13 protein-coding genes are annotated in these 20,506 nt (G+C 58.1%); 2 read left to right on the plus strand and 11 right to left on the minus strand.

Annotated elements, in window-relative coordinates:
- Positions 1 to 23: 23 nt before the first annotated feature.
- From F3I44_RS02115 to F3I44_RS02170, 11 genes are all read right to left on the minus strand, one after another.
- Complete coding sequence (locus F3I44_RS02115; protein ID WP_150019251.1) at positions 24 to 1,307, minus strand: MFS transporter; 1,284 nt, start codon at positions 1,305 to 1,307, stop codon at positions 24 to 26.
- An 81-nt stretch (positions 1,308 to 1,388) separates the two neighbouring features.
- Positions 1,389 to 2,399, minus strand: coding sequence for a Zn-dependent oxidoreductase (locus tag F3I44_RS02120; protein WP_150010397.1), 1,011 nt, complete (start codon positions 2,397 to 2,399; stop codon positions 1,389 to 1,391).
- Between the two features lie 10 nt (positions 2,400 to 2,409).
- Positions 2,410 to 3,624 (minus strand): D-mannonate dehydratase ManD, encoded by a 1,215-nt coding sequence (manD, locus tag F3I44_RS02125; RefSeq protein ID WP_150010395.1) that lies wholly within the window; start codon positions 3,622 to 3,624, stop codon positions 2,410 to 2,412.
- A 452-nt stretch (positions 3,625 to 4,076) separates the two neighbouring features.
- Positions 4,077 to 4,976, minus strand: coding sequence for a lipid kinase YegS (gene yegS / locus F3I44_RS02130; RefSeq protein ID WP_150010393.1), 900 nt, complete (start codon positions 4,974 to 4,976; stop codon positions 4,077 to 4,079).
- A gap of 221 nt (positions 4,977 to 5,197) precedes the next feature.
- Entirely contained in the window at positions 5,198 to 6,580 is a 1,383-nt protein-coding gene (gene yegQ, locus F3I44_RS02140) for a tRNA 5-hydroxyuridine modification protein YegQ (RefSeq protein ID WP_150010391.1), read from the minus strand.
- A gap of 120 nt (positions 6,581 to 6,700) precedes the next feature.
- Entirely contained in the window at positions 6,701 to 7,408 is a 708-nt protein-coding gene (gene baeR / locus F3I44_RS02145) for a two-component system response regulator BaeR (RefSeq protein WP_013358483.1), read from the minus strand.
- 6 nt (positions 7,409 to 7,414) lie between these two features.
- Positions 7,415 to 8,803: a two-component system sensor histidine kinase BaeS gene (gene baeS, locus F3I44_RS02150; protein WP_150010389.1), complete on the minus strand. Its 1,389-nt coding sequence runs from the start codon at positions 8,801 to 8,803 to the stop codon at positions 7,415 to 7,417.
- Positions 8,800 to 10,206, minus strand: coding sequence for an MFS transporter (locus F3I44_RS02155; RefSeq protein WP_150019252.1), 1,407 nt, complete (start codon positions 10,204 to 10,206; stop codon positions 8,800 to 8,802). The genes baeS and F3I44_RS02155 overlap by 4 nt, the downstream gene beginning before the upstream one ends.
- 51 nt (positions 10,207 to 10,257) lie before the next feature.
- Positions 10,258 to 13,332 carry a multidrug efflux RND transporter permease subunit MdtC gene (mdtC, locus tag F3I44_RS02160; protein ID WP_150019253.1) on the minus strand — a complete coding sequence of 1,025 codons (3,075 nt, stop codon included), beginning with the start codon at positions 13,330 to 13,332 and terminating at the stop codon, positions 10,258 to 10,260.
- Positions 13,329 to 16,451, minus strand: coding sequence for an MdtB/MuxB family multidrug efflux RND transporter permease subunit (locus tag F3I44_RS02165; RefSeq protein WP_150010383.1), 3,123 nt, complete (start codon positions 16,449 to 16,451; stop codon positions 13,329 to 13,331). Before F3I44_RS02165 ends, mdtC begins: the two co-directional genes overlap by 4 nt.
- Positions 16,451 to 17,689 carry an MdtA/MuxA family multidrug efflux RND transporter periplasmic adaptor subunit gene (locus tag F3I44_RS02170; protein WP_150019254.1) on the minus strand — a complete coding sequence of 413 codons (1,239 nt, stop codon included), beginning with the start codon at positions 17,687 to 17,689 and terminating at the stop codon, positions 16,451 to 16,453. The genes F3I44_RS02165 and F3I44_RS02170 overlap by 1 nt, the downstream gene beginning before the upstream one ends.
- Positions 17,690 to 17,928: 239 nt before the next feature.
- Here F3I44_RS02170 and F3I44_RS02175 point away from each other — a divergent pair, with 239 nt between their 5' ends.
- The gene (locus F3I44_RS02175) at positions 17,929 to 18,888 is read left to right on the plus strand and encodes an aldo/keto reductase (protein WP_150019255.1); all 960 of its coding nucleotides are present in this window, start codon (positions 17,929 to 17,931) and stop codon (positions 18,886 to 18,888) included.
- A gap of 208 nt (positions 18,889 to 19,096) precedes the next feature.
- Positions 19,097 to 20,440: a carbohydrate porin gene (locus tag F3I44_RS02180; RefSeq protein ID WP_190286021.1), complete on the plus strand. Its 1,344-nt coding sequence runs from the start codon at positions 19,097 to 19,099 to the stop codon at positions 20,438 to 20,440.
- Positions 20,441 to 20,506: the final 66 nt, after the last annotated feature.

Here is a 20,506-nt window from a genome sequence, read left to right on the forward strand (position 1 = left end):
TCGTTCTGTTAGCGGAACAACACTCAGACCGAAACCGGTTTATCCTCAGGTTTCGGACTGCGAATCACAAACAGCACCAGGAAAGCCCCCAGCGCGGCGATACAACCCGCCAGCACAAAGGCGCTATCGAATTTACCAGTGTGCTGAACAATAAAGCCGGTGACGATCGGCCCGATGATGCCGGAAAGGCTCCCCACCAGATGGATAAAGCCGCTGATGCTGCCGATACGGCTCTTGTGCACCACATCCTGAATAATCGCCCAGTAGATCGCGCCGGTGATGTAGAGAAAGAAAATGGAGACCGACATCATCATCACGGCGGGAACCACCTCTTTTATCGTACCCGCCAGCGCCACACAAATCGCGGCTGCCAGCAGTGAGACCACCAGCACAATTTTGCGGGACAACAACAGTTTGCCGGTGATATTAAAGATTTTATCGGAGATCCAGCCACCCAGTGCCAGGCCAACGAACCCGACAATCCACGGGATCATGGTGGTGATACTCATCGATTTGATATCCAGGCCGTGCGCCTGTACCAGATAGGCCGGGAACCAGCTCAGGAAGAAGAACAGGATGTAGTTGTAGCTGAAGAAGGCGAACGCCGTGACCAGGATAATCGGCTGGCGCAGATAGTAACCAAACGGATGGGGTGTCTCAGACAGGTCTACCTCATCATTCGGGCTGGTAGCTTTCAGGCGATCAATCAGCTGACGCTCTTTTTCGGTGACAAGTCTGCTCTTCGCCGGATTATCAGCGGCAAAGAAAAGCCAGAACGCCATCCATACCAGACCGATACAGCAGACGATCACAAAGGCCGGACGCCAGCCGTAGGCCAGGGCAAGATAACCAATGATCGGGCCGGCGACTGCGCCACCTAAGGGTGACCCGGCACTCAGTAAGCCCATCGCCGTGGCGGCCTGTTTCTTCGGGAACCAGCCATTAATCGCTTTGTTAGCTGAAGAGCAGATCGGGCCTTCAGCCATGCCGAACAGCACTCGCAGGATCAGCAGCGACCAGAAGCCGGTGGCCAGTGCGGTCATGCCGCAGAAAATGGACCAGGCACCCACGGCCACGGCCAGCACGATTTTGGGGCCATAGCGGTCAGTGGCGAGGCCACCGACAAAGTTAAACAGGGCATAGCCGAAGAAGAAGCTGCCGAAGATCATGCCGAACTGCTCAGCATTAATCGCCAGATCTTTCTCAACCAGCGGCATCGTCAGCGACAGGGCAACACGATCAAGGTAATTGATCATATAAACCAGGAACAGCAACAAAACGAGGGTCCAGCGCAGATTCTTGAACATACATACTCCGTGATCTGTTTTATCTTTTTAATTATGCCGGCGGGTACACACCGGCAGAGGACACCTGGTGTTCAGTAGGCATTAACCCATCTGAAGGATCACTTTGCAGCAGGTGCGCGGATCTTTTTCGAACAGGGTCATCGCGCGTTCAATCTCCTGCAGCGGGAAGTAGTGGGTGACCAGCTTCTCTGGCTGGATTAACCCTTTTTCCATCCATTCAATCACCTGCGGGAAGCGGTTACTGTTAAGACGCGACGTAAACAGCGACAGCTCTTTGCTGGTAAGACTTTGCTGAGTAATGCTGCACGGTTCGCCGGAGAAGCCCAGCAGACCGATGCGCGCGGCGGGTGAGGCGAGAGCAGCCGCCTCTGCCAGAATGGTGGGGTGGCAGGCTGCGTCGATAACCAGCGTAGGCTGCACGCCCTCAAGCTGCGCCGCCAGAGGGATTTCGCTGTTATCGAACAAGTGATCGGCACCGCTCTGCTCAGCCAGCGCCAGACGTTCCGGCAGGCGATCCACTACCATCACCGTTTTCACCTGATAGACGCCCTTCAGCACCTGAATGGCGGTGAGCCCCATCGGACCGGCACCATAAATCAGCGCCACATCATCCGGCTGTGGCTTGAGGAATGCCGTGATATTGGCGGCGATAGTGAAAGGCTCGACCAGGCTGGCGAGTTTATCGGGAATCGCGTCCGGCAGGTGCCAGGCATTTCTGGCCGGGGCCAGCGCATACTCGCTAAAGCCGCCGTCGCGGTGCACGCCAATTACCTGCAGGGTGGTACAGACATTCGGACGGCCTACCGAGCAGGGATAGCAGTGACCGCAGCTTACCACCGGATCGACTGCGACGCGCTGGCCCAGTCGTGCCGCGTCGACACCGTCACCCACCGCATCAATCACGCCAAAAAATTCGTGACCAATCACTCGCGGATATTTCGCGAACGGGTTATGACCGTGCCAGATGTGCACGTCCGATCCGCAGATGCTGGCATAAGCCACTTTAACCCGGACTTCGCCCGCCGCGGGTTGTGGCAGTGGACGTTCAGCTACCACCAGTTCACCCGGCTGTTCAATAACAACACTTTTCATGTGTTTCTCCTTACCAGTTCCACAGCGTGCCATCTTCAAGACGGGCGACCGGCAGATAGGCAGGCTCATAGGGATATTTCGCCGCCAGTTTCTCGTTGAATTCAATGCCCAGGCCCGGCTTGTCGCCAGGATGCATGTAGCCCTGGTCAAAGGTCCAGTTAGCATCAAACAGTTCCATCATCTGTTCGGAGAAGCCCATGTACTCCTGCACGCCGAAGTTCGGCACCCAGAGGTCAAAGTGCAGTGCAGCCGCCATGCAGACAGGGGAGAGATCAGAAGGACCGTGCGAGCCGGTGCGTACCTGATAAAGCGAGGCAAAATCAGCGATGCGCCGCATCCCGGTAATACCGCCTGCGTGAGTGATGGTGGTGCGGATGTAGTCGATCAGCTGCTCTTCAATCAGCTGCTTACAATCCCAGATGCTGTTAAACACTTCACCTACCGCAATCGGCGTGACGGTGTGCTGGCGGATCAGACGGAAGCATTCCTGATTCTCGGCAGGCGTCGGATCTTCCATCCAGAACAGACGATAATCTTCCACGCTCTTGCCGAAGCGCGCCGCTTCAATCGGCGTCAGGCGATGGTGCATGTCATGCAGCAGATGCTCATCGAAACCGAATTTATCGCGGATCGCGGCAAAGAGTTTAGGGGTGAAATCGAGGTATTTTTCCGTTGACCAGAGCTGCTCTTCCGGCCAGTTACCTTTGGTTGCAGGTTCGTAGGCCAGGCCTTTGCCTTTTGCCATGCCGTAGGTGGTTTTCATGCCCGGTACGCCGCACTGCGCGCGGATCGCTTTGAAGCCCAGCTCTTTGTGTTTCGCGTAGTCATCCATCACTTCATCGATGGTGTGGCCGGTGGTGTGGCAATAAACCATTACGCCGGTGCGTGAAGCGCCACCCAGCAGTTGGTAAACCGGCATATTCGCGGCTTTACCTTTGATATCCCACAGCGCCATATCAACCGCAGAGATAGCCGACATGGTAACCGGACCACGACGCCAGTAAGCGCCTTTATAAAAGTATTGCCAGATATCTTCGATCTGATGCGCATCGCGGCCAATCAGCTGTGGGCAGACATGATCTTTCAGGTAGGAGGCGACCGGCAGTTCGCGGCCATTCAGCGTGGCATCACCCACGCCAGTCAGCCCCTGATCGGTGGTGATCTTCACGGTAACAAAGTTTCTGCCTGCGCAGGTTACGAATACTTCCGCCTTAACAATTTTCATCCTGGTTGCCTTTCAGTCAGCGTTCAATGATGAAAAAGTACGCCGTTTAATACTACCATACAAGTTAGTCTGGCAGAGTTGTGAAGCCAGTCACAGACTGTTTTCTGGGGCGAAATAGGGTAATGAACTGGCGTATTATTTGGCGACAAAAAGGGCGGCGTGGTAGTAAAACGACGGGCGGCCAGCGTGAAAAGGGGCTTTCGCCCTCTTAAGATTATTGACAGCGTCTGCCCCTGCTGGCTGTAAGACCCAGCCGACGAAGGGAACACAGTCAGATCGGAAAGTCGCAAAAGCCGCCATCCCTGGCATGCTCGGCCCGCGTCGTCCCGGACGCGGGACGCTTTCCTCCTCTGCCCGTGTTCCCTACGCTTTAAGCTAATGCGTTGCTGCTAAATTCGTTCAGCTGTGAGTTTGTCAGAAATCTGAAGGGGCTTTCGCCCCCTGACCCATACTCAGGAAAGGAGTTCACACTGCGGCGGCAGGCGACAGCTCAGCGCGCCCGCCATCACCTCAATCACGAATTCGCGTCCGGAGAGCGGTTCACCATCCAGGTTAAAGGTCATCTCGTGCGGAGAGCGAATCGTCAGCGACTCCAGCTGCGTGGTGACGATACCGGGATTGTCATCGTCGCCGGTCAGCGAGTGCAGCAGCGTCGGCAGCAACTCCTGCGCGGTAACAATACTGACGTCAAGCCGGCCATCGTTGATCAGCGCACCAGGGCATAAGCGCTGACCGCCGCCCGCCTGACGCCCGTTACCGATACCGATAACCAGCGCATCACCCTGCCAGGCGAAATCGGGACCGCTGATTTCGCAGGTATCGGGTTTCAGCGTATCCATGCGCATCAGGCCGTGAATAAAGTAGGAGACACCGCCCAGCGCCGATTTCAGCTTTTCCGGTGTTTCTGTGGTGATGCGGGTGCCAAATCCGCCTGTTGCCATATTGATGAAGTAGTGGCTCTTGTTGACTCTGGCCAGATCGATGGCATTCGCTTTGCCCTGAATCGCCAGTCGCAGTGCCGGTTCCATCTCTTCCGGGATGCCGACGCTGGTGGCAAAGTCGTTGGCGGTTCCCAGCGGCAGGATACCCAGCACCGGGCGATGATCGGCATCTGATGCCGCCAACGCTGTCGCGATCTCATTGATGGTGCCATCGCCACCGCCTGCAACGACGGTTTCCGCCTGCAGCGCAATCGCCTCTTTGACGTACCTGTCGCCATCGCCTTTTTCGAACGTGACACGCACCGCAATGTTGAAGCCTTCTTCACGCAGGGTGGTAATGGCTTCGCGCAGATCATCATTACCCGCGCCTTTCCCATTCAGGATGAGCAGCGTAAGCGGTTTATTATCCATTTTGCGTTCCTTGAAGAACTACAGAGTAAGAAGGGAATGTATAGCACAGCTGCCAGCAGTAAATTATTGGCGAAAGAGAGGAAAAAGAAAACCCGCACGGGGGAGCCGGGCGGGTAAATGAGGTGGTTCCTGGTAAATCTGCCGTTAGTTGTTACTCGTTAGCAGCAGGCGGGACTATAAAGCAGCGCTACGCAGGGGTCTGTGATCCTGTTCTGATTTCCTCAAATTGTTTCCGTTGGTAAACGATTATGAGGATCCCGGGTATCTTCGCCATGGTCAAAGTTGCGCAGCAGCAGCGCAAAACGCAGATCGACCTCTTCCGGCACCCGCAGCCAGACGCGATGGCCATCGCCGGGTGCGACCTCCGTGGGTTCACCGCGGGCATTCTGCAGCGCATCCAGCTGACCATTCAGGTTGCCTTCGGGCGTCATGATCTCCACGCTGTCGTGCAGCATAAACTTGTTCTTCACGGCCACTTCCGCCCATTCGCCCCGACGCTCGCCGGTAAATTCACCAACAAACTGCTGGCGATCCGAGACCGAAAAGCCCTGCTGATAATTCTGGTAGCTGTCGTGAGTATGACGGCGCAGGAAACCTTCGGTATAGCCGCGATGGGCCAGGCCTTCCAGCGTTAACAGCAGTGTGGGATCAAACGGCTTACCGGCCGCGGCATCATCAATCGCCCGGCGATAAACCTGAGCGGTGCGGGCGCAGTAGTAGTAGGACTTGGTGCGTCCCTCAATCTTCAGTGAATGTACGCCCATCTCGCTGAGCCGCTCCACGTGCGCCACTGCGCGCAGATCCCGTGAGTTCATGATGTAGGTGCCGTGCTCATCTTCGAACGCGCTCATCACCTCGCCCGGCTTCATTTTCTCTTCCAGCAGAAATACCTTGTCGGTGGGCTGACCGATGCCCAGCGTGGGCGTCACATCCTGTACCGGGATAGGCTCATGAATACCGACGATATTCCCCACTTCATCCTGCTGGCCTTCCGCCACTTTATATTCCCAGCGACAGGCGTTGGTGCAGGTGCCCTGGTTCGGATCGCGTTTATTCATATAGCCCGACAGCAGGCAGCGACCGGAATAGGCCATACAGAGCGCGCCATGAACAAAGACTTCCAGCTCCATCTCCGGCACCTGCTGGCGGATCTCAGCGATCTCCTCCAGTGACAGCTCGCGTGACAGAATCACCCGGCTCAACCCCATCTGCTGCCAGAATTTTACCGTGGCCCAGTTGACAGCATTGGCCTGTACCGACAGGTGAATCGGCATCGCCGGGAAAGCCTCACGTACCAGCATGATCAGGCCGGGATCGGACATGATCAGCGCGTCGGGCTGCATCGCCACCACTGGCGTTAAGTCACGAATAAAGGTTTTCAGCTTGGCGTTGTGCGGCGCAATATTTACTACCACATAGAATTTTTTTCCCAGCGCGTGCGCTTCGTTGATGCCCAGAGCGAGATTCTCGTGGGTAAATTCGTTGTTGCGCACCCGCAGGCTGTAGCGCGGCTGGCCAGCGTAGACGGCATCGGCACCATAAGCGAAGGCGTAACGCATGTTCTTCAGCGTGCCGGCGGGGGAAAGCAGTTCGGGTTTCATGATGTTCTCACTGATGTCAGGTCAGTATGCCGCCTTAAGCGGCAGAAGCAGGGCCGTCAGGCCCTGCAAAAGGTGCGGAATTGTAGGCAGTGAGAAAAGGGAAGTAAATTGATCGGGATCAAACTAGATCAAATGACAGGCGTCCGCTTCCCAGCGATAGCCCATGCCGTAAACGGCACGAATAAAGGGCTGCTCGCTGTCAAGATTCTCCAGCTTGCGTCGCAGATTCTTGATATGGCTGTCGATGGTGCGGTCGGTGACCACGCGATAGTCATCATAGAGATGGTTGAGCAGCTGTTCGCGTGAAAAGACCTTGCCCGGCTCCAGCGACAGGGTTTTCAGCAACCGGAACTCCGCCGGGGTAAGATCCAGCGGCTTTTCACGCCAGCTGGCGAAGAATCGGCTCTCATCAACCCGCAGTAACGAGGCGCTCTGCGGCTCCTCCGCCGACCGTTTTACCCGGCGCAGAATGGTTTTGACCCGCGCCACTACTTCACGCGGGCTGAAGGGTTTACAGATGTAGTCATCCGCGCCCAGCTCAAGCCCCAGCAGCCGATCAATCTCCTCGGTGCGGGCGGTGACCATAATAATCGGCAGCTCGGAATGACGACGGATTTCGCGGCACAGCGTTAAGCCATCAGTGCCCGGCAGCATCAAATCCAGCAGCATTAAATCGGGTGGCGTCTGGCGCACATACTCCAGCACCGCATTGCCGTCGGCGATGTGATGGGTACGGTAGTTCGAGGCGTGCAGATAATCGATCATCAGCTGCGCCAGTTTCGGCTCATCTTCGACCACCAGAATCAGCGGGTCATGGTTTTCCTGGCTCATAAGCGTCTACACAGGGGGAACATAGCGCAAGTGTAGCGCGATTTTCAGTCCACCTAAATCAGAGTGCGCCGCATGAATGTCGCCGCCGTGCGCGTCAGCGATATTTTTACAGATGGCCAGGCCCAGGCCCGAGCCGCCGCTGGCGCGATTGCGCGAGCCTTCGGTGCGGAAAAAACGCTCAAAAATCTGCACCTGATGTTCTCTGTCCACCCCTGGTGCGCTGTCATCAAACTCGATGTGCCAGTGGGGGGCTTCATACTTCAGCGTCACTTCAACCCGTCCACCGCTGTCGGTGTAGCGCAGGCTGTTCTCAAGCAGGTTGGTGAACAGCTGAATCAGGCGGTCGGGATCGCCGAAGAAAGGGGCGTGGTCGGGCAGATTCAGCTTCAGCGTCAGGCCGTGCGCGCGATAACGTTCGGCAAAGCTGCCTGCGGTCACTTCCAGCAGTTGCACCAGATCGGTCGCCTGCTTGCGGTAGGCGAGGGCACCCACGTCCGACAGCGACAGCTGATGCAGGTCTTCGACCAGCTTGGTCAGCACCACGACTTCACTCTGCAGTGAGGCGATAGCGTCTGGCGTCAGTTTGCGTACGCCATCCTGCATCGCTTCCAGTTCACCGCGCAGGATCGCCAGCGGCGTGCGCAACTCATGGGAGATATCAGCCATAAAGGCGCGGCGCATGCTTTCGTTTTTCTCCAGCGAGCTGGCCAGCAGGTTAAAGTCACCGGCCAGCTGGCCCAGCTCATCCCGGCTGCTGACTTCAACGCGGGTGGCAAAATTACCCGCCGCCAGATGATGCGTGCCGTCGACCAGCCGCTTGACCGGTGCCAGCAGGCCACGCGCCATCAGCCAGGTCGCCAGCGCCGCCAGCAGCGTTGACAGCCCCACGATAATCCAGCTGGTTCGCCGCTGCTGTTGATCAAAGTTAATATCGGTACTGCGCGTCAGCCGCTCCGGCGGGGAGCCGATGACCCAGCCGACCACCTTGCCGGTGCTGGTGGTAATGTTGCGGCGCGTTCCCTCCGGCGGCACCGGCGCACGTGGCCCGACCATCACTTTATATTGTTGATCGAGGATCCAGAACTGGGTGCGCCAGCCGTGTGGCGGCAGCTGGCTGTTGCTGTCGGGATTCTGCTCCAGTGAACGCAGCATGGTGAAGACCAGCCGATCGTTGTGGCGCAGAAAATCCCAGTTACCGTGTTGCTCATACTGATCGGCCAGCGCATCGCTGAGCAGATTTAACCGCTGCTCATTGCCGCGCTTGATATAGTCGACAAAGCCGTGTTCGAAACTGAGACGAACGCCCCAGTGCATGGTGATCAGCACCAGCATGCAGGTGGCGAAAATCGCCATAAACAGTTTGGCCCCGATGCCCAGGCGCAGGTTAACTCTCATTTTTTTCTCCGGCGTCGCAGATCAACGTTGGTACTCACCTGTGGCGGTACGCGCCAGAACACCAGCGCGGGCAGGATGATAATCAGCGACATGCAAAGGTAGGTATAAATAAACATCTGGTGCTCCGCTGCGCTGTTTGCTGCGCTCTCCTGGGCAAACGCGCCCAGCAGCAGCCCGGCCACAGTGACGCCAATACTCATCGACAGCTGCATAATCATCGACAGCAGGCTGTTCCCGCTGGAGGCCAGCTCATCGGGCAACTCCTTCAGCGTCAGGGTATTCATTGACGAGAAGCGGATGGCGTTGACCATGCCCTGCAGAAACAGCACCAGCGGCAGCAGCCAGACCCAGCCCAGGATTGCCACCAGCGGGAACAGCAGGACCACCAGCGCCAGTGCTATGGTCGACATCACCAGCACATTGCGGTAGCCATAGAGATTGACGATGCGCACCACAATGCGCTTCATTCCCATGTTGCCCAGCACCATCGGAATCATCATCAGACCGGCGTGAAACGGGCTGTAACCCATGCCGAGCTGCAGAAAGATTGGCGTCATAAAGGGCAGCATACCGCTGCCGATGCGACCGGTAAAACTGCCGAGCAGGCCAATAGCGTAAACGCGATGATCAAACAGCTTCAGGCTGAACAGCGCGTTATCATTGCCGCGCGCATGCATCAGGTAAAACAGCAGAGAGAACAAGCCAGTGAGTATCATGGCACCCAGCAGCAACGGCGAACCGCCGCTGCTGCGCTGACCATCCAGCGCCAGTGTCAGGAGGGCCATGCCGGTTGCCAGCAGGATAAAGCCGCCGAAATCAAAGCGGCGTGTCTGCATGCTGTAGTTGGGCATCAGCATCAGGGTGGCGATAGCGCCTGCAATGCCGACCGGGATATTAATCAGAAAGATCCAGTGCCAGCTGGCGTACTCCACCAGCACACCGCCCAGCGCCGGGCCGAGCAGCGGACCAATCTGGCCGGGGAGGGTCACAAAGGTCATGGCGGACATATATTGCTCGCGCGGCACGATTTTCATCACCGTCAGGCGACCCACCGGCACCATCATGGCCCCGCCAATCCCCTGAACCACGCGCGACAGCACCAGCTGATCCAGCGTGCCGGACAGAGCGCACAGCAGCGAACCCAGGCTGAACAGCACAATCGCGCAGAAGAAGATGTTGCGCACGCCAAAGCGATCCGCCAGCCAGCCGCTGACCGGCAGCATGACGGCCAACGTCAGCACGTAATAGACGATCACCGAGTGCATGTGCAGTGGGCTGACGCCCAGGTCGTGTGCCATCGACGGGATCGCGGTATTGACGATGGTGGTATCCAGCGTCTGCATAAAGAAACCGATGGCAACAATCCACAGTTGCCAGCGGACGTTAGTGCTTTGCGTAGTCATCAATCCCCCCGATCAAGGCGTCACATCCGCCGTCCGTCGTCGCCAGACCCATTACTGTTGCTGCGCGGTGGCCAGCGGGCGTTTTCTGCGCCGCAGCTTATCCATCATTAAATAGACCACCGGCGTTGTGTAGAGCGTCAGCAGCTGACTCATCACCAGGCCGCCCGCGATGGTAATCCCCAGCGGCTGGCGCAGTTCCGCACCGTCGCCGCTGCTCAGCACCAGCGGCAGCGCGCCAAACAGCGCCGCCAGCGTGGTCATCATAATGGGCCGGAAGCGTAACAGGCAGGCCTGGAATATCGCCTCCCGCGTGCTGAGCTGGCCGTTGCGTTCGGCTTCCAGCGCAAAGTCGACCATCATGATGGCGTTCTTTTTCACGATGCCGATGAGCAGCAGAATCCCGATCAGCGCAATCAGGCTGAAGGGCGTATCGAACAGTTCCAGCGCCAGCAGCGCACCGACACCCGCCGAAGGCAGGGTAGAGAGGATTGTCAGCGGATGGACATAGCTCTCATAGAGGATCCCCAGCACGATATAGACTGCCGCTATCGCCGCCAGCATCAACCAGAGCTGGCTGCTCTGCGACTGCTGAAACACCTGCGCGGTTCCGGCAAAGCTGCCGCGCACGCTGGATGGCACGCCGATCGCCGTCATGGTGCGTTCAATCGCTTCCGACGCCTGTGACAGCGATACACCCTCTGGCAGGTTGAACGAGATGGTCGATGCCGCCGACAGCCCTTCATGGTTAACCGACAGCGGCGCATTTGCTGGCTGCCAGTGGGCGAACCACGACAGCGGTATCGCTTTACCTTCGCTGTTAATGACAAACATCTGCGACAGGGCGCTGATATCCTGGGTGTAGCGTGGATCGACCTCCATCACCACTTTGTACTGGTTTAATGGCTGATAGATGGTAGAAATCTGACGCTGACCAAAGGCGTTATTCAGCAGGGCATTGGCCTGAGAGACGTCGATACCGAGCCGCGCCATGCTTTCGCGGTCATAGGTCAGCGCCATCTCGCTGCCTTTATCCTGCTGATCGGAGTTCACGTCCGCCAGCTGCGGCAGGGCAGAAAACGCCTCGCGGATTTTCGGCTCCCACGTCCGCAGCGCGGCGAGATCGTCCGACAGCAGTGAATACTGATAGCCGGCATTCGACTCCCGGCCACCGACCCGCAGATCCTGCACCGCATTCAGATAGAGGCTGGCACCCGGCTCTTTTGCCAGCTTTGTGCGCAGCCGCGCGATGATCTCCACGGCACTCTCTTTGCGCTCTGACAGCGGCTTCAGGGAGATAAACATTGAGCCGCTATTGGTCCGCATGCCACCGGTAAAGCCCACCACGCTGTCTACAGCGGGATCGGCACCGACGATCTCCATAAAATCCTGCAGCTTACTGCGCATCGCCTGAAACGAAATGCTCTGGTCAGCAGAGATAAAGCCGGAGAGTCGCCCGGTATCCTGTTCCGGCATAAAGGTCTTTGGGATATGAACAAACAGCCAGCCGGTCAGGAAGATGGTGGCGAAAAACAGCAGCATGACCCAGCGTGCATGGTTCAGTACCACGTTAAGCGAACGACCATAACCCTGCTGAATCGCCATCAGCAGCCGGCCTGCGCCGCGCCGAAGGGGCTGGCTGCGCGGCCCGTGGGGCTTCAGCAGATACGCGCACATCATCGGTGTCAGGGTGATGGAGATAAATAGCGAAATGATGATCGACACCGACAGCGTAATGGCAAACTCAGAGAAGAAACGACCAATCAGTCCGCCGATCATCAGCAGCGGCAGGAACACGGCAACCAGCGACAGGCTCATCGACAGCACGGTAAAGCCGACTTCCCGTACCCCTTTCAGCGCGGCGGCCAGCGGTTTCATGCCCGCTTCGACGTGGCGGGCAATGTTCTCCAGCACCACAATCGCATCATCCACCACAAAGCCGGTGGCGATGGTCAGCGCCATCAGCGACAGGTTATTCAGGCTGAAGCCGCACAGGTACATTGCGGCAAAGGTGCCGATCAGCGAAACCGGCACGGCGACGGCGGGGATCAGCGTGGCGCGACCGGAGCGCAGGAAAACAAACACCACCAGAATCACCAGCGCCACGGCGATTAACAGAGACTGCTCCACTTCATGCAGCGAGGCGCGAATGGTGGGCGAGCGATCCTGAGCAATCTGCAGATCGATGGCGGCCGGTATCACCTCATGCAGCAGCGGCATCTCGGCACGGATGCGGTCAACCGTATCGATAACGTTGGCTTCAGGCGTTTTGCGGATCAACAGCAGCACGGCCGGTTTACCGCGTGACATCCCGGCGTTACGCACGTCCTGCACCGAATCTTCAACGGTCGCCACATCAGACAGCTTCACCGCTGCACCGTTGTTGTAGTGCACGACCAGCGGCTGATACTCACGGGCGGTCTGCAGCGCGTCATTGGTGCGCAACTGCCAGCGCTGCTGCACGTCATCCAGTGCGCCCTGCGGGCGGCGCTGGTTGGCGTTCGAGATCGCGGTGCGCACCGCATCCAGCGAGACACCTTGATTAAACAGCGCCTGCGGATTCAGCGCTACCCGCACGGCGGGCAGCGAACTGCCCCCCACGGTAACGTCGCCCACGCCCTCGATCTGCGACAGCTTTTGTGCCAGCTGGGTCGAGGCGTAATCATAGAGCTGACCGGGATTGTAGGTATCCGAGGTCAGCGTCATGATCATAATTGGCGCATCAGAGGGGTTCACTTTGCGGTAAGTGGGACGCGACGGCATCCCGGTCGGCAGCAGGCTTTGCGCCGCATTGATCGCGGCCTGCACATCGCGAGCCGCGCCGTTGATGTCACGATCAAAATCGAACACCAGAATGATGCGGGTGCTGCCCAGCGAACTGGTGGAGGTCATTTCACTGACGCCCGCGATGCGTCCCAGCGAGCGCTCCAGCGGCGTGGCCACCGACGACGCCATAATCTCCGGTGAGGCACCCGGCAGTGATGCCGAGATAACAATCACCGGGAAATCGACCTGTGGCAGCGGGGCAACCGGCAGCAGCCGGAACCCCAGCATGCCCGCAAGGGCGATGGCCAGCGTCAGCAGGGTCGTCGCGACGGGCCGGTGGATAAACAGGGCAAAGAATTTCACTCTGCGGCCTCCGTGCGGCCAAAGCGGCGGCGGGTGGCATACGCCAGCCGATCAAACAGCAGGTAGATCACCGGCGTGGTGAACAGCGTCAGCACCTGGCTCAGAATCAGCCCGCCGACCATGGCAATGCCCAACGGATGACGCAGCTCGGCACCTACGCCGGTGCTGAGCATCAGCGGCAGCGCGCCAAGCAGGGCCGCCAGCGTGGTCATCAGAATCGGGCGGAAGCGCAGCAGGCAGGCCTGATAGATGGCATCTGCCGGCTTCATACCCTGTTCACGTTCGGCTGCAAGCGCAAAGTCGATCATCATGATGGCGTTCTTTTTCACGATGCCGATCAGCAGGATGATGCCGATAATCGCCACGATATCCAGCTCATTGCCGCTGAGCATCAGCGCCAGCAGTGCGCCGACACCTGCGGTGGGCAGCGTCGAGAGAATGGTGATCGGGTGAATAAAGCTCTCATAAAGCACGCCCAGCACGATGTACATCGCGACGATGGCCGCCACAATCAGCCAGACGGTGCTGCTCAGTGCGGCCTCAAACGCCAGCGTGCTGCCCTGGAACTGAGTCATCAGCTCGGCGGGCATGCCAAGCTGCGCTTCCGCCTGCGACACGGCTTTTACCGCGTCTTCCAGTGAATAGCCGTCAGCCACGTTAAACGAGAAGGTCGCCGACGGGAACTGGTCGAGATGGTTAATACTCAGCGGCGTGTGGCGCTGCTCGATGCGGGCAATGGCGCTCAGCGGCACGCTGCCGCCGTCGCTGCTGTTCAGGCGAATCGCATCCAGACTCGCCAGCCCTGGCGTGGCGTTATTATCCTGCTCCAGCACCACACGATACTGATTCGCCTGGGTATAGATAGTGGAGATCAGCCGCTGCCCAAAGGCGTTATAGAGCGCATTATCGACATCCGCCATGCTGATGCCGAGGCGGCTGGCACTGTCGCGGTCCACGTTGACATAGGCTTCCAGCCCCTGATCCTGCCAGTCGCTGCTGACATCGCGCAGTTGTGGCAGGGTGCTGAGCCGGGTCAGCAGGGCCGGAACCCAGGTGCTGAGCGACGACAGTGAACCCGATTGCAGTGTGAACTGGTACGGTGTGCGGCTGGCCTGGGTATCAATGGTGAGATCCTGCACCGCCTGCAGCCACAACTGCACGCCCGGCACTTCACTGACCTGCTGTTGCAGGCGCTGCTGAATAGCAGGAATACGATCGTCGCGCTGATCCAGCGGCTTGAGGTTGATCTGCAGCCGCGCGCTGTTCAGCGAAGCATTGGTGCCATCCACGCCGACAAACGAGGTCATGCTCTCAACCGCCGGATCTTTCATGATGATGGAGGCAACATCGCGGGTGCGCTGCGCCATACTGGCGTAGGAGACCGACTGCGGGGCCTGCAGCGTACCCTGAATAATGCTGTTGTCCTGCTGCGGGAAAAAGCCTTTCGGGATCACCATCCACAACAGCAGCGTCAGGACCAGCGTGCCCAGCGCCACCGACAGCGTCAGCCAGGGATGATTCAGCACCCGGCTCAGGCCACGACCGTAGGTGGCGACGATACGATCAAACATCGCTTCACTGGCCCGCGAAAAGCGGTTCTGTTTGCGCAGCGACTCCGCGCTCAGCATTCTGGCGCACATCATCGGCGTCAGGGTCAGTGACACCACCGCTGAAATCAGAATCGCCACCGCCAGCGTGACGGCAAATTCACGGAACAGGCGGCCAATCACGTCGCCCATAAACAGCAGCGGAATCAGCACCGCAATCAGTGAGAAGGTGAGGGAGATGATGGTGAAGCCAATTTCTCCGGCTCCTTTCAGCGCGGCGGTCAGCGGTTTTTCCCCTTTCTCGATGTAACGCGAGATGTTCTCAATCACCACGATGGCATCATCGACCACAAAGCCGGTGGCGATGGTCAGTGCCATCAACGTGAGGTTATTAATGGAGAACCCGAGGAAGTACATCGCCGCAAAGGTACCGATCAGCGAAAGCGGCACCGCTACCGCCGGGATTAGCGTGGCGGGTACGTTGCGCAGAAACAGATAGATGATCATCACGACCAGCGCCATCGCCAGTATCAGCTCAAACTGCGTATCGTTGACCGAAGCGCGAATATTGGTGGTGCGGTCAGTGAGCAGTTTAACCTCTACCGATTTTGGCAGAGCGGCGGTCAGGGCGGGCAACATGGCACGGATATTATCTGCCGTGGCGATGATATTGGCGCCAGGCTGACGCTGAACGTTGAGCACAATCGCCGCATCGCGGTTGGCCCAGGCACCGAGCCAGCTGTTTTCTGCTCCCTGTTCGATGGTTGCCACATCCCCCAGACGGACCGGCGCACCATTTTTATAGCTGATGATCAGCTGGCGATAATCTTCTGCCGACTTCATCTGGTCATTGGCTGACAGGGTAACGGAGCGTGTCGGGCCATCCAGGCTGCCTTTAGCCGAGTTGACGTTGGCATTGCTGATCGCGGTCCGCACCGTTTCGCTGGTCAGGCCCAGTGCCGCCAGCGCCTGCGCATTCATCTTCACCCGCACTGCCGGACGCTGACCGCCTGACAGCGTCACCAGCCCGACGCCGCTGACCTGAGAGATTTTCTGTGCGACGCGCGTTTCCACCATATCCTGCACCTGCGTCAGCGGCATGCTGCGAGTGGTAACGGCCAGCGTCATGATCGGCGGATCGGCCGGATTCACTTTGCTGTAGACCGGCGGATTAGGCAGGTCGTTGGGCAGCAGATTAGTGGCAGAGTTAATGGCCGCCTGCACCTCCTGCTCGGCCACATCCAGCGGCAGCGTCAGCTGGAACTGCAGCGTCACTACTGAGGCACCGCCGGAGCTTTGCGACGCCATCTGTTTCAGGCCGGACATCTGACCAAACTGGCGCTCAAGCGGGGCAGTAATCGATGAGGTGACCACATCCGGGCTGGCACCCGGATAGAGCGTGACGACCTGGATGGTCGGATAGTCGACTTCGGGCAGCGCCGAGACCGGCAGGAAGCGGTAGCCCAGTATCCCGGCCAGCAAAATCGCAATCATCAACAGCGTGGTGGCGACCGGGCGCAGAATAAACTGGCGTGACGGCCCGCCACTGTGATCGGGAGGCATGACCTGCATTACTCACGCTCTCCTTTTGACGGCAGGGTCGCGCGGGTGGCGCGCGGCGCGTTGCTCTGTGGCGCGACCACTTCAACTTTCGCGCCTTCGGTCAGGCGATCCAGCCCGTCTGTCACCACGCGCTCACCCGCCTCCAGACCGGCGCTGATCACCACTTTCTCACTATCCTGCAGGCCAGCAATTACGCTTTTTTTGCTGACCTTATTGTCACTGTTAACCACCCAGACAAAGTGGCCTTCGTTGCCCATCTGCAATGCGGCAGGCGGAATGACCACCGCATCCTGCAGGGTGTTGACCTTCAGCCGCACATTGACGAACTGGTTAGGGAACAGCGTGTCGTCCTGATTATCAAAGCGCGCTTTAATTTTGATGGTGCCGGTGGTGACATCAATCTGGTTATCCAGGCTCAGCAGTTTGCCGCTGGCGATCAGATTCTGATTACTGCGATCCCAGGCCTCCACCAGCAACGGCTGGCCGCTTTTCTGCGCCTGCAGAATCGAACTGATGCTGTTTTCTGCAAGGGTAAAAACCACATCAATCGGATGCGTCTGGGTGATCACCACGATACCGGTGGTGTCGCCGCTGGTGACATAGTTGCCAACATCCACCTGTTTCAGCCCGACACGGCCAGCAATCGGCGCGGTGATCCGGCTGTAGGTCAGATTAAGCTGTGCACTGGCGACGCCGCCCTCATCCGCTTTCAGGGTGCCGAGCGTTTCACTCACCAGTGAGCGCTGAGTGTCCAGCTCCTGTTGCGACACCAGCGAGGTTTTTGCCAGCTTCTCAAAACGTGCCAGGTCGCGACGGGCATTCGCCAGCGTCGCCTGATCTTTCGCCAGCTGGCCCTGAGCCTGGGTTAACGCCACCTGATAAGGCCGCGGGTCGACTTCTGCCAGCAGATCGCCTGCGTTAACCTGCTGGCCTTCGGTGAAGTGGATCGCCAGCAGGTCGCCATTAACCCGACTGCGCACCGTGGCCGTGTTAGCGGCGGTCACCGTTCCCAGTCCGCTGAGGAACTGCGGCACGCTCTGGCGGGTGGCGGTTGCCGCCTGAACCGGTGCGAGGGGACGACGCGCGCCATCATCCCCGCCTTTGCCGCCACGTGGCGCTGGCGAATCTGTCTGGCTGCTGCTCTGCGGCTGGACATTGTGCTGCCAGGCGTAGTAGCCGCCAGCGGCCACGGCGATCAGGGCCAGTACGATCAGGGTTTTCTTCATAACAGGATGTCGGGTGCTCATGATTGTTGATGCTCTCCAGCAGTGACGTAGTCCCAGGCGCAGGCATGAAAGGGGTAGCCTGCAAACGAAAGATTGTAGTCGCCTCTGACCGGCAGAAGTTGAAGGAAATAAGGATATCTGTCAGGGCGTGGTAATTATGCCTGTTCCTGCATTAATCGCAGCACAATCGTCATAAAGGCGTGAAATGACTTTGCTATGCTAAAAAACAGACCGTTTGTCAGGCAAATCAGGAGCAGATAATGAGTCAGAATCAAACCCGGCAGTTGGGTGACAGTGGTATTACGGTGCCGTTACTGACGTTTGGCGGCAACGTGTTTGGCTGGACAGTGGATCAAACCACCTCCTTTTCGCTGCTGGATGCGCTGGTGGATCGAGGGCTGTGGTTTATCGACACCGCCGATGTCTATTCCCGCTGGGCACCCGGTAACAAGGGCGGTGAGTCGGAAACCATTATTGGTGAGTGGCTGAAAAAAAGCGGCAAACGCGATCGGATCGTGCTGGCAACCAAAGTCGGTATGGAACTGTCGCCGGAAAAAACCGGGCTGAAGCCGCAATATATCCGTCAGGCGGTCGAAGATTCACTGCGCCGGTTGCAGACCGACTACATCGACCTCTATCAGGCGCACCGTGACGACCAGGATACGCCGCTGGCCGACACCCTGAGTGCCTTTGACAGTCTGATCTGCGAGGGGAAAGTGCGCGCCATTGGGGCCTCTAACTACAGTGCGGCGCGGCTTGAGGAGGCGTTGCAGGTCAGTGAAACGGAAGGGCTGGCGCGTTATGAAACTCTGCAACCTGAATATAACCTCTATGATCGTCAGCCCTATGAGTCGGAGCTGGAACCAGTGGTCAGGGCACAGGGTCTGGGCGTCATCAACTACTACTCACTGGCCAGCGGTTTTCTCAGTGGTAAATACCGTGATGCAGCGGATGCCAGTAAAAGTGCGCGGGGGCAGGGCGTGGTAGACAAATACCTTAACCCGCGTGGTTTGCGGATCCTCGACGCGCTGGATGCGATTAGCGACGCGCATCAGGTGACACCGACGCAGGTGGCGCTGGCCTGGCAGATTGCCCGGCCCGGTATCACCGCACCGATTGTCAGTGCTACTTCACTGAAGCAGCTCGACGATTTGACGGGCGCGACGCAACTCACGCTGACCCCGGCACAAATTGATCAACTGGACCAGGCCAGCCGCTAATCACAGGGGCGCTAGCGCCCCTTTTTACTTTGTGCCTGTTAAAAAGTGCGCATCCTGCCCGAAGAATAACCATTCAGAGATCCCGATCACAAATGCGTTAATAAACTGATGTTTCAGGAAATTATGCGCACGTATTTACAATAAATGAAGATTAGCCAGCATTATCCTCTGCCCGTCACTTTCCGTAACTTACATAAGAATAAGCAAGATGAAAAACAGACTCGCAGAACAGCGTTTTCCGCTGCGCCGTGTGGCAACCGGCACCCTGATCATGGCCATGTTTTCCGCACAGGCCATCGCCGCTGATGCTTTCAGCCCGGACTCCGAATGGATGTTTGGTGACTGGGGGGGTTACCGAACGCAGTTGCAGGACGACGGTATCAAGTTTGACGTCAACTACACCATGGAAAGCGCTGCTAACTTAGGCGGCGGAGCCGATACTAACACTACCATGCGCTACAGCGACCAGTGGACGTTTGGCACCAATTTCGACCTGCAAAAGCTGCTGGACTGGCAGGATGCTGAGTTTCAGATGACCGTCACCAGTCGCAACGGGCAAAATCTTTCCGATCAGGTCGCCGATCAGCGCACCGGCATGCTCTCCTCAGTCCAGGAAGTTTACGGTCGCGGTCAGACCTGGCGTCTGACACAGTTCTGGTTGCGCAAAGGGCTGTTCAACGATGTGGTCGATATTAAAGCCGGGCGGGTAACGGTGGGTGAAGATTTCGATAATTTCGATGGCAATCTGTTCCAGAACCTGGCGCTGGGCAGCGGGCAGGCGGGTAACTGGCGTGGCGATCGCTGGTTCAACTGGCCGGTGTCACAGTGGGGTGGCCGGGTTAAACTCAATATCACGCCGGACGTCTTCTTCCAGGTCGGTTTCTATAATCAGAACCGTGCTAACTACGATCGCGGCGATGGGTTCCGTCTGGATACCAGCAACTCCGAGGGGAATCTGGTGCCGGTGGAACTGGGCTGGAAACCGACGTTCGGGCCGGAGAAATTACCGGGTAACTATCGCATCGGTTATTACTATTCGTCGGTGGATGGCGATGTTTATGGCAACTGGCGCAACGGCGGCTATCAGGATCAGGCCCATTCCTACGGCGGCTATCTGTTATTGCAGCAACAGCTGACCGCGCAGGATGGCGATGTGAACCGTGGTCTGGGCGTGCGTGTTCAGGCGGTGATGAACGATCATAAGACCTCGAAGACCGATAACTATCAGTCTATCGCCTTTACCTGGACAGGGCCGTTCGATGCCCGTCCGCAGGATGAGATCGGTGTGGGCGCGTCGCGTATCCACGTGAACAGCGACTATACCCGCTCACTGCGTCAGCAGAATCAGGCCAATGGCGAGAGCCGCTTTGACAGCCCGACTTATCTGCCGATTCAGGAAGGTTCAGAGTACAACTATGAGGTTTACTACAACGCCAAAGTGACGAACTGGATGTCACTGCGACCTAACCTGCAGTATGTGGTGGCACCGGGCGCGGTGAGCGAGGTGAAGGATGCGTTTATCGGCGGTATCAGCGCCAATATCGCCTTCTGATTTTCCGGGCGAGCGAGCCGCAGTGCGGGCCTGAGCACCTCTGCTGCTGCCGGGCCGTCCTCGCGC

Source organism: Pantoea sp. F_5, assembly GCF_008631595.1.
GTDB classification, from domain to species: Bacteria; Pseudomonadota; Gammaproteobacteria; order Enterobacterales; family Enterobacteriaceae; genus Pantoea; species Pantoea gossypiicola.